The sequence below is a fragment of the Limnohabitans sp. Rim8 genome (assembly GCF_945901735.1).
GTDB lineage: Bacteria > Pseudomonadota > Gammaproteobacteria > Burkholderiales > Burkholderiaceae_C > Limnohabitans_A.
Map to the genome: position 1 here is coordinate 40,910 of NZ_CAMDLM010000017.1, position 12,469 is coordinate 53,378.

11 protein-coding genes are annotated in these 12,469 nt (G+C 58.7%); 9 read left to right on the plus strand and 2 right to left on the minus strand.

Annotation, left to right across the window (positions count from 1 at the left end):
* Positions 1 to 10 precede the first annotated feature (10 nt).
* Positions 11 to 1,084, plus strand: a complete 1,074-nt coding sequence (locus tag Q0O99_RS10005) for a cell division protein ZipA C-terminal FtsZ-binding domain-containing protein (protein ID WP_293750957.1) — start codon at positions 11 to 13, stop codon at positions 1,082 to 1,084.
* Positions 1,085 to 3,226, plus strand: a complete 2,142-nt coding sequence (ligA, locus tag Q0O99_RS10010) for an NAD-dependent DNA ligase LigA (RefSeq protein WP_293750959.1) — start codon at positions 1,085 to 1,087, stop codon at positions 3,224 to 3,226.
* Between the two features lie 38 nt (positions 3,227 to 3,264).
* Here the strand turns inward: ligA and serB are convergent, their stop codons facing one another.
* Positions 3,265 to 3,981 carry a phosphoserine phosphatase SerB gene (gene serB / locus Q0O99_RS10015; protein WP_293750961.1) on the minus strand — a complete coding sequence of 239 codons (717 nt, stop codon included), beginning with the start codon at positions 3,979 to 3,981 and terminating at the stop codon, positions 3,265 to 3,267.
* Positions 3,982 to 4,076: 95 nt separating this feature from the next.
* Positions 4,077 to 4,766: a response regulator gene (locus Q0O99_RS10020; RefSeq protein ID WP_293750963.1), complete on the minus strand. Its 690-nt coding sequence runs from the start codon at positions 4,764 to 4,766 to the stop codon at positions 4,077 to 4,079.
* A 117-nt stretch (positions 4,767 to 4,883) separates the two neighbouring features.
* Between Q0O99_RS10020 and Q0O99_RS10025 the strand changes: the two genes are divergently transcribed.
* The 7 genes from Q0O99_RS10025 to Q0O99_RS10055 all read left to right on the plus strand — a co-directional run bounded on the left by Q0O99_RS10025 (position 4,884) and on the right by Q0O99_RS10055 (position 12,405).
* A complete protein-coding gene (locus Q0O99_RS10025) occupies positions 4,884 to 6,389 on the plus strand; it encodes a sigma 54-interacting transcriptional regulator (protein ID WP_293750965.1) in 1,506 nt (501 codons plus the stop codon).
* A 210-nt stretch (positions 6,390 to 6,599) separates the two neighbouring features.
* Positions 6,600 to 7,787 carry a substrate-binding domain-containing protein gene (locus tag Q0O99_RS10030; protein WP_293750966.1) on the plus strand — a complete coding sequence of 396 codons (1,188 nt, stop codon included), beginning with the start codon at positions 6,600 to 6,602 and terminating at the stop codon, positions 7,785 to 7,787.
* Positions 7,788 to 7,958: 171 nt separating this feature from the next.
* Complete coding sequence (locus tag Q0O99_RS10035) at positions 7,959 to 8,723, plus strand: ABC transporter ATP-binding protein (RefSeq protein ID WP_293750967.1); 765 nt, start codon at positions 7,959 to 7,961, stop codon at positions 8,721 to 8,723.
* Complete coding sequence (locus Q0O99_RS10040) at positions 8,720 to 9,445, plus strand: ABC transporter ATP-binding protein (protein WP_293750968.1); 726 nt, start codon at positions 8,720 to 8,722, stop codon at positions 9,443 to 9,445. The genes Q0O99_RS10035 and Q0O99_RS10040 overlap by 4 nt, the downstream gene beginning before the upstream one ends.
* The gene (locus Q0O99_RS10045) at positions 9,442 to 10,428 is read left to right on the plus strand and encodes a branched-chain amino acid ABC transporter permease (protein ID WP_293750969.1); all 987 of its coding nucleotides are present in this window, start codon (positions 9,442 to 9,444) and stop codon (positions 10,426 to 10,428) included. The genes Q0O99_RS10040 and Q0O99_RS10045 overlap by 4 nt, the downstream gene beginning before the upstream one ends.
* Positions 10,429 to 10,438: 10 nt before the next feature.
* Positions 10,439 to 11,542, plus strand: a complete 1,104-nt coding sequence (locus Q0O99_RS10050; protein WP_293750971.1) for a branched-chain amino acid ABC transporter permease — start codon at positions 10,439 to 10,441, stop codon at positions 11,540 to 11,542.
* Complete coding sequence (locus Q0O99_RS10055) at positions 11,539 to 12,405, plus strand: alpha/beta hydrolase (protein ID WP_293750973.1); 867 nt, start codon at positions 11,539 to 11,541, stop codon at positions 12,403 to 12,405. The genes Q0O99_RS10050 and Q0O99_RS10055 overlap by 4 nt, the downstream gene beginning before the upstream one ends.
* Positions 12,406 to 12,469: the final 64 nt, after the last annotated feature.

Below are 12,469 nucleotides of genomic sequence, written 5' to 3' on the forward strand. Positions count from 1 at the left end.
CTTGGAATCGATGAGCTCATTGCAGTTGAGTCTGGCCGCCATCGGGGCGCTCACCGTGGGTGCCGTGGTGCTCTACAACTACTGGACGTCACGCAAAAACGCGCCTCGACAAGCCGACCCCCATCGCGAGCCTGCGCCCGAGTCGGCTTTGCATGCCATCGAGCCTGTGTTGAACACCGACCCCGCTGTTTCTGGCAACAGCACCGATGCCATTGAGCCAGTGCTGCAAGATGCTTTCTCGCACCTGAGCCAGCCCGATCGCAAGCCCCATTTGGACGCATTGATCGACGTGCTGGCGTCTATCGAAGTGGACCAGGCTGTGTCGGGTGATGCCGCTTTGGCGGCCCTGCCATCCACACGCCGGGTCGGCACCAAGTTGTTTTCTGTCGAGGGATGTGTGCAAGGCTCAGGGAAGTGGGAGGCACTGGCCGCCGGACGGCGCTACACCGCCTTTCAGGCGGGGGTTCAATTGGCCAACCGTGTGGGTGCGATCAACAACATCGAATTTTCTGAATTCGTGATCAAAACGCAGGCTTTTGCAGATGCCATAGGCGGCAGCGCCAGTTTCAGTGACATGCTTGAAGAGGTGACCCGCGCCCGCGAGCTGGACCAATTTGCCAGCGTGCACGACGCGCAGCTGAGCTTCACGCTGTGTGCCCGCACCTCAGCCTGGAGTCCTGGCTACATTCATCAGCATGCGGCCCGCTTGGGCTTTGTTCCCGGTGTCATACCCGGCCGCATGGTTTTGCCAGCTTTGGTGCAAGGCCTGCCGCCAGTTCTTTCACTCAACTTTGACGCCCATGCGGCGATGGCCGACGACCCGGATCTGTCGGCTATTCGCTCTTTTGCATTGAGCCTGGATGTGCCCCAGACCGCCCGCCAAGAGCAGCCTTATGTCCGCCTGCGCGAAGCCGCTGTTTCTCTGGCTGCACAGATGGACGGTGTCGTGACCGATGGCGAAGGCCAGGTGCTCAGTGACGCTACGCTCGACCAGATTGGTCTGGACATGCAGCAGCTGTACGACGCGTTGGATGCCCGCGAGCTGTCTGCCGGATCGCCACAAGCGCGCCGCCTGTTCTCTTGAATGCGCCACACAGCCTTGAGCCCGAACACACCAGGTCTTTTTGACGGCTTGTTTGCCGAACCATCGACGGCTTCGCCTCCTGCCGACAGCCCAGCCAGTCGGGCTCAAGCCCTGCGACGCCAGTTGCACCACCACGCGCATGCCTACTACACGCTGGACGCGCCAGAAATCCCCGACGCCGAATACGACCGTCTGTTTCGCGAACTGCAAGCGCTGGAATGGGCACACCCCGAACTGCTGACACCCGACTCGCCGAGCCAGCGTGTCGGCGGAGCGGTCTTGGACGCGTTTGCCCAAGTCAAGCACCGCGTGCCCATGCTGAGCATCCGCACCGAGACCGACACCGAAGCCAGCGGGGCTGAGGCCTTTGATGCCCGCATTCGCAAAGAGCTGGGGCTGAGCGAGTCTGACCCGTCGGTGGACTATGTGGGCGAACTCAAATTTGACGGCCTGGCCATGAGCTTGCGTTACGAGGGCGGCATGCTGGTGCAAGCGGCGACCCGAGGCGATGGCGAAACGGGCGAAGACGTTACCAGCAACATCCGCACCATTGGGCAAATTCCCTTGCGGCTGCCGACCCACGCCCCCAGCGTGCTCGAAGTGCGCGGCGAGGTCTACATGCGCCGCGACGATTTCGAAACCCTGAACGAGCGCCAACGCCAACGCATCGCCGCAGGCACCAAAGGTGAAAAAACCTTCGTCAATCCGCGCAACGCGGCGGCGGGTGCGGTGCGCCAGCTCGACTCAGGCATTGCGGCTGAACGGCCGCTGAGCTTTTTTGCTTATGGCCTGGGCGACATCACGCCTGCCCACGAAGGCGGTCCGCAGTGGACTTCCCACTACGACATGCTCATGCAACTGAAGGCTTGGGGCTTTCCGGTGGCCGAGCAAACCGCGTGTGTGCAAGGTGCTGCAGGGCTGGTGGCGTTTCACCAGCGTGTGGCCGCCGAACGCGATGCCTTGCCTTACGACATCGACGGCGTCGTCTACAAAGTCAACGGCCTGTCGCTGCAAGCTGGCTTGGGTTTTGTGACCCGCGAGCCACGTTGGGCCGTGGCGCACAAGTACCCCGCGCAAGAAGAAATGACCACGGTGCTGGCCATCGACGTTCAGGTGGGCCGCACCGGCAAACTCACGCCCGTGGCCAAATTGGCCCCGGTGTTTGTGGGGGGGGTCACGGTGACCAATGCCACGCTGCACAACGAACTGGAAGCGCGCCGAAAAGACGTTCGGGTGGGTGACGCCGTCATCGTGCGCCGGGCAGGCGATGTGATCCCAGAAGTGGTGTCGGTGGTGTTGGACCGCCGTCCGTTTGACGCGCCGCAGTTCACCATGATGAGCCACTGCCCGGTTTGTGGCAGCTTAGCCGAGCGGGAAGAGGGCGAAGCCGACCACCGCTGCACGGGTGGGCTGTTTTGTAGCGCCCAGCGCAAACAAGCCATTTGGCACTTTGCCCATCGCCGCGCCATGGACGTGGACGGCTTGGGCGACAAACTGGTGGACCAACTGGTGGACACGGCCCAAGTCAACACCTTGGCCGACCTGTACCAGCTCAAGCTCGACAACCTGGCCAACATGGACCGCATGGCCGAAAAATCAGCCGTCAACTTGCTCGAGGCTTTGGAAAAATCCAAAACCACCACCCTCGGGCGCTTTTTGTTCAGCCTGGGCATTCGCCATGTGGGCGAGGCCACAGCCAAAGAACTGGCCCGCCATTTCGGTCAGCTGGATGCCATCATGGTGGCCAGTGAAGACGCGCTTTTGCAAGTGGCCGATGTGGGCCCTGTGGTCGCGCACAGCATCCGCACCTTTTTTGATCAGCCGCACAACCGCGAAGTGGTGCAAGCCCTGCGCGATGCAGGCGTCACCTGGCCCGAAGGCGATGCCTTGGCGCCCACCGAAATGCCCTTGGCGGGAATCACTGTGGTGCTCACAGGCACGCTGCAAAGCATGGGCCGAGACGAAGCCAAGGAAAAACTCGAAGCCTTGGGTGCCAAAGTGGCCGGTTCGGTCAGCAAAAAAACCCATTATGTTGTTGCCGGGGCTGAATCGGGCAGCAAGCTCGACAAAGCCCAAGCTCTGGGGGTGCCTGTGCTGGACGATACGGGTTTGACTGTGCTTTTGTCAGGCCAAAAGCCTTGAGCTTCGGTCTTCTGGGACGGCGAGGCAGAACAGGCCACCTAGTGAGTAAGAACTTCCAGCAGTCGATCCAAGCCACCTTCATGAATGGACACCATGGCTTGTTCGCGCACTTTGGGCTTGGCGTGGTAGGCCACTGACAAACCGGCCACGCCCATCATGGGCAAATCATTCGCGCCGTCGCCCATGGCAATGGCCTGGTTGGGTGTGATGCCCATCATTTGGCAAGTGGCCAAAAGGGTTTTGCGTTTTTCTTCACCGTCACAAATGTCGCCCCAGGCTTGGTCTACCATGCGACCGGTCAGCACACCATCTGCTAATTCCAGTTCGTTCGAGCGCGTCCAGTCGATGCCCAAGACATCGCGCACATGGTCGGTGAAATAGGTGAAGCCACCCGAGACCAAGAGAACCTTCATGCCCGCAGCCTTGCAGGCCCTGACCAAATCTGCCGCACCCGGATTCAGGCGCAGTCGCGCACTCAACACCTCATGCAGGTGGGCGACTTTCACGCCCTTGAGCAGCGCCACGCGCTGGCGCAGGCTCTCTTTGTAGTTGGTGATTTCGCCACGCATGGCCGCTTCGGTGATGGCTGCCACTTCTGCCTTGCGGCCGGCGGCATCTGCGATTTCGTCCACACACTCGATGTTGATCAAGGTCGAGTCCATGTCGAAAGCGATCAGCTTGAATTGGGACAGTCTCAGGGGCGCAGCAAAACCCTGAATGGTCAGGCCGGGGGCGAATTCGGTCGCTTGAGTCATGGCATCAATCAAATCAATGGAAAAATTTTAGGCTCGCCAGAGTTGGATTTGCAGGTCCGGTGACGAAGTTACGTTGTTATTCTCACTGATCATCTTTATTCCACACGTTTTTTCCCCGTTAAACCTGATGGAGTGGCGCTACCGGGTTGTTCAAAGATGTTCAAAATCTTCTTGTCACCATCCATGGCCAAGTCCAGCAGTTCAGACAGGCAAGTGCACCCCATTTTCTCCAGAACCCGACTTCTGTGAAGTTTGACGGTTGAAGCTGCAGAGCCGTTCAGGTTGGCAATTTGCTTGTTGCCAAAGGCCTTGATCATCCACCCACAAATTTCCCGTTCTTTATCGGTCAAACTGGAAAACAGTTGCCACGCTTTGTCAGCCTTCATTCTTTGCTGAAGACTTGTTTTGTCTTTTTCCAATGCCAAATCGATCGCTTGAACAAGCGCATGAAGTCCGAACGGCTTGAGCAGGAAGTCAATTGCCCCTTTTTTCAAAGCTTCGATGATTTCGGTGGGTTGACTCTCGCCTGAGATGAAAATGATCGGCGTGTCGCATCTTTGGCGTATCAATTCGGTTTGGAGGCTCAGGCCGCTGGTTTCTGGCATGCGGTTATCGAGCAAAATGACAGCCGGGCTGATGGGCAGTGCATCCCTCAGAAAGGCCTTGGGGTTTTCAAAGCTCTGCATAGAGTAACGCAACGAACTGAGACTGAAGGCCAGACTTCTGCGTATGGATGGGTCGTCATCGATCAGGTAGATGTGGCCTTTGAAACCTTCAAAATTCATTCATCACCTGTGTTAATTTGGTTGCACCGAAGCTTAAATTTTTTATTACTTAATTTTGATTATTTAATTGTAAATAATATTTAAATCAATTGAAGTCACCGTGGATGGGGTAGCTGCATGAATTCTGACAGTTTGGGCTATTTAACGGGCTTACCGACCGATGGCCAGAGCATTTTGAGCTTGGCAGCTCGTTCACTGTTTGATGTGTTTGCCAACGCCAGTGAGGGCATGCTGTTGGTGGACCGGTCCGGACGGGTGGTGTGGATCAATGACCATTACCGCCGGTACCTGCCCGCCTTGGGGTTCGAGAAAGAGGAGGATTTTGTCGGCAGGCCTGTGGTGGAGGTGGTGCAAAACACCCTGATGGGCCAAGTGATGGAAACGGGTAAACCCATACTGATCGATCTGCTGAGCAACAAGGCGGGAACTTTTTTGGTCAGCCGATTTCCCTTGCGTGACGATGCCGGATTGGTCATTGGTGCTTTGGGTGTGGTGTTGTTCGATCAGCCCGAAACCAACTTACAACCACTGATGGCCAAATTTGCCTTGATGCAACGGGAGCTGGACGAAGCCCGCGATGCCTTGGCCGCACAGCGTAAAACAGGGCCCGCACTGCGCCAAGCGCGCTACAGTTTTGCCAGTTTTGTGGGCGCCAGTGCGGTCGTGACCGATCTGAAACGCCAGGCCAGGCGAGCGGCCCAAACCCGCAGTCCCATTTTGCTTTTGGGAGAAACGGGTACCGGTAAAGAGTTGCTGGCCCATGCCATTCATGCCAGCTCGCCTCGGGCCAGGGGGCCATTGGTCAGCGTCAACATCGCGGCCGTGCCTGATGCATTGCTGGAGGCCGAATTTTTTGGTGTTGCACCTGGCGCTTTCACGGGGGCAGACCGCAAAGGGCGTGAAGGAAAATTCAAGCTGGCCGACGGTGGTACTTTGTTCCTGGATGAGATGGGTGACATGCCCGTGGGCCTGCAGGCGAAGTTGTTGCGTGCCTTGCAGGAGGGTGAAATCGAGCCCTTGGGTTCCAATCAATTGGTGCCTTTCGATGTTCGGGTGATCGCGGCGACATCCCGTGATTTGGCCAAGCTGGTGGGCGAAGGCTTGTTTCGCGAGGATCTTTTTTACAGACTCAATGTCTTGCCACTTCGCGTGCCGGCTTTGCGCGAGCGTGCCTCTGACATTCCCAACTTGGTCGAGGTGTTGTCGGAGGAGTTGGCTTTGCGCAGTGCAGTGCCACAGCCAGAGTTCAAGAGTGAAGCGGTCGCGTTGCTTTCAGCGCAACCCTGGCGGGGCAATGTGCGTGAGCTGCGCAATGTGATCGAGCAGTTGCTGCTGCGCTGTGAATCGGGTTGTGTGGACGCCTCATCGGTCGAAAGTGTTTTGCGTGAATCTGGCCTCAGTCAGATTGTTCCCGCCCACGTCGAACCTGCAGGTTCTGCCTTGATGGGCCCGCAGCATTTGGCTGACGACCCGTCTGGCGAGCGATGGCCTTTGGCCCCGCGCATCCGTGCGATGGAGGTCCAGGCGGTGCAGGAGGCTTTGAACAAAACCCGGGGCAACAAGGCAGCGGCGGCCCATTTGCTGGGCATATCGCGTGCCAAGCTGTACCAATGCCTTTCGTGATGTGTCTATTTAAAATACAAGTGTATTTTTTATAGACAAAGTCGGTGTATTTTTTTCAAACACATGGGTTAAAAGTATTTTCTAGCGGTCTCATTCCTCAGGCTTGACAAGGGTTTGCGTGACTTTGTCGTGGCTCTTGTGATTGGCATGCAATGTGCTTTTGTATTTTTGCGCCGCAAACCAGCGGTCAATTTACAAGGAGACTCTCGCATGTTCCGTCGACACCTCATTTCCTTGGCCGCACTGGCCGCCAGTTCCGTTGTGATGCCCGCCGCTCTGGCCCAAGGCAAGGACATCAAGATCGCCCACATTTACAGCAAGACCGGCCCGCTGGAAGCCTATGGCAAGCAAACCCAAACCGGTTTGATGATGGGCCTGAGTTACGCCACGGGCGGTACCATGGAAGTGGCTGGCCGCAAGATCGTCGTGATCGAAAAAGACGACCAAGGCAAGCCGGACCTGGGCAAAAACCTGTTGGCTGCGGCCTATGGCGACGACAAGGTGGACCTGGCCGTGGGCCCGACCGCTTCGCCGGTGGCGCTGGCCATGCTGCCGGTGGCCGAAGAGTACAAAAAGATTTTGTTGGTCGAGCCTGCCGTGGCTGACTCGATCACGGGCGACAAGTGGAATAAATACATTTTCCGCACCGGACGCAACAGCAGCCAAGATGCGATTGCCAATGCCGTGGCGGTGGACAAAGACGGTGTGAGCATCGTCACCATGGCGCAAGATTCGGCTTTTGGGCGTGATGGCGTCAAGGCCTTCAAGGACTCGGTCAAAAAAGCCAAGCTGGTGCATGAGGAGTACCTGCCGCCTGCCACCACCGACTTTACCGCCGGTGCACAGCGCATGATCGACAAGCTCAAGGGTCTGCCTGGACGCAAGATCATTTTCATCATCTGGGCCGGTGGCAACCCCTTCAAGATCGCCGACATGGACTTGAAGCGCCACGGCATCGAGATCGCCACCGGTGGCAACATCCTGCCCGCCATGGTGGCCTACAAACAGTTTCCCGGTATGGAAGGCGCGGCTTACTATTACTTTGGCATGCCCAAGAACCCGGTGAACGACGCCATGGTGGCCTCGCATTACCAGCAGTTCAAGTCGCCCCCAGACTTCTTCACAGCCGGTGGTTTTTCTGCCGCCATGGCTTTGGTCACGGCATTGAAGAAGACCAACGGCGACACCAACACCAACAAGCTGATCAGCACCATGGAAGGCATGAGTTTTGACACGCCCAAGGGCAAGATGACCTTCCGCAAGGAAGACCACCAAGCCATGCAGAGCATGTACCACTTCAAGATCAAGGTCGATCCGGCTTTTGCCTGGGGCGTGCCCGAACTGATCCGCGAGATCAAGCCCGAAGAGATGAACGTGCCGATTCGCAACAAACGCTGATCGGGTTCGGCTCATGGCCGTGGCGGTCCTCTGGATCGCCACGCTTCGCTTGCGATGACGGCGGTGATCGTTTGAGTCTTGTAGGTCGGTGGCTTTAGCCCCGACGTGCAGGCTGAGCAAAAGCCTTTGTCGGGGCTAAAGCCGCCGACCTACAAAAAATGATTTGACTCCATGCTTGAAACCCAAAACCTGACCGTGCGCTTTGGCGGTCATGTGGCCGTGAACGCGGTCTCGTGCCGCTTTGAACCCGGCACGCTCACGGCCATCGTCGGCCCCAACGGCGCGGGCAAAACGACCTACTTCAACCTGATTTCTGGGCAGTTGCCTGCCACCGCAGGCGCGGTGCACCTCAATGGGCAGGAATTGACCGGCTTGCCCGCATCGGCGCGCACCCGTGCCGGTTTGGGCAGGGCGTTTCAGTTGACCAATCTGTTCCCCAATTTGTCGGTCCTCGAAAACGTGCGCCTGGCCGTGCAGGCCACGAAAGAAGGCGCACACCGACGGGGCCTGAACCTGTGGAGCATCTGGAGCGATCACGCGGCCTTGACTCAGCGCGCTTTGGAGATTTTGCAATCCGTGACGATGACCGCACAGCAAGACGCCCCGGTGGCCAGTTTGTCGCATGGCGACCAGCGCAAGCTCGAAGTGGCGCTGCTCATGGCGCTGGAGCCTTCGGTCTACATGTTTGACGAGCCCACCGCAGGCATGAGCCACGACGAAGCGCCGGTGATCCTCGACCTGATTCGCCAATTGAAAAAAGACACAACCAAAACCATCTTGTTGGTGGAGCACAAGATGGACGTGGTGCGTGAGCTGGCCGACCGCATCATCGTGTTGCACAACGGCACCTTGGTGGCCGATGGCGAGCCCAATGAAGTGATGGCTTCGCCCATCGTGCAAGAGGCTTACATGGGCAAAGCCAGGGTGGCTGCATGAGCACCCACCTGCTGACCCTCGAAGGCGTGCACACCCACATCGGGGCGTACCACATCCTGCACGGGGTGGACTTGGTTGTGCCGCGTGGTGAACTGACCTTGCTTTTGGGCCGCAATGGCGCGGGCAAGACCACCACGCTGCGCACCATCATGGGCCTGTGGCCCGCCTCGCAAGGGCGCATCACGTTGGGTGGTGAAGACATCACACAGCTCCACACGCCCGCCATTGCGCAAAAAAACGTCGCCTATGTGCCCGAAAACATGGGCATCTTTTCGGACCTGACCGTCAAAGAAAACATGCTGCTGGCCGCCCGCAGTGCCCAGCATGCGGCGCAGATGGACGAAGCGCGGCTGCAATGGATTTTCAAACTTTTCCCACCCGTGGAAAAGTTTTGGAACCACCCGGCGGGCAAATTGTCGGGTGGGCAAAAACAGATGCTGTCCGTGGCGCGTGCCATTGTGGAGCCGCGTGATTTGCTGATCATCGATGAGCCCAGCAAGGGCCTGGCCCCGGCCATCATCCAGAACATGATCGACGCCTTTCAACAACTGAAGGCCAGTGGCGTGACGATTTTGCTGGTGGAGCAAAACATCCACTTTGCCCAACAGTTGGGCGACAGCGTGGCGGTGATGGACAACGGCCGTGTGGTGCATGCAGGCCGCATGCAGGCGCTGACCGAGGACACAGCTTTGCAGCAATCCTTGTTGGGGCTGGCTTTATGAAATTGTTTCAAGACGTGGACATCCGTCCTTTGCTGCTCGTGCCGGTGCTGGCCTTGCTGGCGTTTCCCTTGATCGGCTCGGGCTCAACCTGGCTCACGCTCACGGTGGCGGGTCTGGCCATGGGCATGATCATCTTCATCATGGCCTCGGGCTTGACGTTGGTGTTTGGCTTGATGGATGTGCTCAACTTTGGCCATGGTTTGTTCATCGCGCTGGGCGCTTTTGTGGCCACCAGCGTGCTGGGTGCCATGGGCGACTGGACGGGCTCGGGCGAGTGGTGGCGCAACATGGTGGCGGTGCTGCCCGCGATGCTGATTGCCATGGCCGTGGCAGCCGCTGTGGGGCTGGCATTTGAACGCTTCATCGTGCGGCCCGTTTATGGCCAGCACCTCAAGCAAATTTTGATCACCATGTGCGGCATGATCATTGGCGAGGAACTCATCAAGGTCATCTGGGGGCCGCTGCAGATTGCTTTGCCTTTGCCCGAGGCCATGCGTGGCTCGGTGCTGTGGGGCGACGCCGCGATTGAAAAATACCGATTGCTGGCGGTGGTGGTGGGTTTGGCGGTGTTGGCCCTGCAGATGTGGGTGCTTGGTCGCACCAAGATCGGTCTGTTGATCCGTGCAGGCGTTCAGGACCGTGAGATGGTCGAGTCGCTGGGCTACCGCATTCAGCGCCTGTTTGTGGGCGTGTTCGTGGTGGGCAGTGCATTGGCCGGCTTGGGCGGCGTGATGTGGGGCCTGTACCAGCAAAACGTGGTGCCGCAAATGGGCGCGCAGGTCAACGTGCTGATTTTCATCGTCATCATCATTGGCGGGTTGGGCTCCACGGGCGGTGCTTTGATCGGGGCTTTGCTGGTGGGCCTGATGGCCAACTACACCGGTTTTTTGGCGCCCAAGGTCGCGCTGTTTTCCAACATCGCGCTGATGGCGGCGATCTTGCTGTGGCGGCCGCAGGGGGTCTACCCCGTGGCCAACCGTTGAAGGGCAGGGCATGTTGAACCGTTTGATTTCCAACGACCAGCCGCGCAGCCGTTTGCTCGCTGCGGTTCTGATTGTGATTTTGTTGGGCTTGGCCTTCGCACCTTTTTTGTTCCCGGGGGTCAAGGCCTTGTCGGTGGCGGCCAAGGTGTTGATTTTTGTGGTGCTCGTGGTGGGCTTTGATTTGCTGTTGGGCTACACCGGCATCGTGAGTTTTGCCCACACCATGTTCTTCGGCATTGGGGCCTATGGCATCGCGATCGCGTCGAACACCTGGGGGCCAACGTGGAGCGCTATTGGCTTGGGTTTTGCGCTGTCCTTGGGGATCACGCTGGTTTTTTCTTTGGCCATTGGCTTGTTTTCGCTGCGGGTGCGGGCGATTTTTTTCGCCATGATCACGCTGGCCGTGGCCGCTGCTTTCCAGACGCTGGCCTCGCAGTTGTCGGACTTCACGGGGGGCGAAGACGGCTTGAGTTTCAAGGTGCCCGAACTCCTGTCGCCGGGCACCGAATTCAGTGATGCGCCGTTTTGGGGGGTGTCCCTTGACGGGCGTTTGCTGTCGTACTACCTGTTGTTTGTGCTGGCCTTGGGCATGCTGCTGGCCATGCTGCGCATCGTCAACTCGCCGTTTGGCCGAGTGCTGCAAGCGATTCGCGAAAACGAATTTCGGGCCGAAGCGATTGGTTACCGGGTGGTGGTGTACCGCACGCTGTCGAGCGTGCTGTCGGCCTTGTTTGCCTGCGTGGCCGGTGTCATGCTGGCGCTTTGGTTGCGCTACAACGGGCCCGACACATCGCTGAGTTTTGAAATCATGATGGACGTGCTTTTGATTGTGGTGATCGGCGGCATGGGCACGGTGTATGGCGCGGCCATTGGCTCAGTGCTATTTTTGCTGGCGCAAAGTTATTTGCAAGACCTGTTGCGCCTGGCCAGTGAGGCGGCTGTCGCCTGGCCTTTGTTGTCGGCCTTGTTGTCACCCGACCGCTGGTTGCTGTGGTTGGGCTTGCTTTTTGTGCTGTCGGTTTACTACTTTCCTACCGGGGTGGTGGGGCGCTTGCGCTCTCTCGCCACCTTGAAGATGGCGACCCCAAAGCCAGGCCGGGAGGAGGCGTCATGAGCTGCACGTCCCACTATGTTCAATGCGCCGGGCTGGAAATCCATTACACCGATTGGGGCAAGGCCGAAAAAGGCACGGTGATCGCTTGGCACGGCCTGGCCCGCACGGGCCGCGACATGGACGAGTTGGCCGCGCACCTGGGTGCACGCGGCTGGCGCGTGATTTGCCCCGACACGGTGGGGCGCGGGTTGTCGCAGTGGAGCGCCGACCCTGAAAACGAATACTGCCTGGCCTTTTACGCCCGCCTAGCGCGAGAGCTGATGGAGGGCCTGCAGCTGCGGGCGGTGCATTGGGTCGGCACCTCGATGGGCGGGGCGATTGGTACGCTGTGCGCTGCAGGCCTGGCAGAGCCCACGCTCAAGCACCGCATTTTGAGTTTGACGTTGAACGACAACGCGCCCGAGTTGGCGTCTGCAGCCATTGAGCGCATCAAGACCTACGCGGGCAGTCCGCCGAGCTTTGCCTCGGTGACCGAGTTGGAGGCTTTTTTGCGGCAGGTCTACCAGCCTTTCGGTTGGCTCAGTGATGTGCAATGGCGTCGCCTGACCGAGACCTCGGTGCGACGCCTGCCTAACGGCCGCATCACGCCGCATTACGACCCGGCCATGGCGGTGCAGCTGACGGTGCACCCGAACGACTACCTGATCTGGCCGCACTATGACGCCCTGAATTTGCCCGTGCTGCTGCTGCGAGGCGTGGCTTCGGATTTGGTATTGCCCGAAACCGCGGCCCAAATGCACCGCCGAGGTCCAGGCGCACGCGGTTTACTCCAACACATTGAGGTGCCGGGCTGCGGTCACGCCCCTGCGCTGAATGTGCTGCAACAGTTGGAATGGGTGACCGATTTCATCGAATCGGTGTGAACAGATAGGAATTCAATCGGTGCGGATGGCCTGCTGTGGCGCTCAAGTTCAAGCCCATTGCCAA

Excerpts from the sequence above, each read along its gene's own strand:
- Q0O99_RS10005 (WP_293750957.1), top strand. The coding sequence starts at position 11 with ATGAGCTCATTGCAGTTGAGTCTGGCCGCCATCGGGGCGCTCACCGTG.
- ligA (WP_293750959.1), top strand. The coding sequence starts at position 1,085 with ATGCGCCACACAGCCTTGAGCCCGAACACACCAGGTCTTTTTGACGGC.
- serB (WP_293750961.1), bottom strand. The coding sequence starts at position 3,981 with ATGACTCAAGCGACCGAATTCGCCCCCGGCCTGACCATTCAGGGTTTT.
- Q0O99_RS10020 (WP_293750963.1), bottom strand. The coding sequence starts at position 4,766 with ATGAATTTTGAAGGTTTCAAAGGCCACATCTACCTGATCGATGACGAC.
- Q0O99_RS10025 (WP_293750965.1), top strand. The coding sequence starts at position 4,884 with ATGAATTCTGACAGTTTGGGCTATTTAACGGGCTTACCGACCGATGGC.
- Q0O99_RS10030 (WP_293750966.1), top strand. The coding sequence starts at position 6,600 with ATGTTCCGTCGACACCTCATTTCCTTGGCCGCACTGGCCGCCAGTTCC.
- Q0O99_RS10035 (WP_293750967.1), top strand. The coding sequence starts at position 7,959 with ATGCTTGAAACCCAAAACCTGACCGTGCGCTTTGGCGGTCATGTGGCC.
- Q0O99_RS10040 (WP_293750968.1), top strand. The coding sequence starts at position 8,720 with ATGAGCACCCACCTGCTGACCCTCGAAGGCGTGCACACCCACATCGGG.
- Q0O99_RS10045 (WP_293750969.1), top strand. The coding sequence starts at position 9,442 with ATGAAATTGTTTCAAGACGTGGACATCCGTCCTTTGCTGCTCGTGCCG.
- Q0O99_RS10050 (WP_293750971.1), top strand. The coding sequence starts at position 10,439 with ATGTTGAACCGTTTGATTTCCAACGACCAGCCGCGCAGCCGTTTGCTC.
- Q0O99_RS10055 (WP_293750973.1), top strand. The coding sequence starts at position 11,539 with ATGAGCTGCACGTCCCACTATGTTCAATGCGCCGGGCTGGAAATCCAT.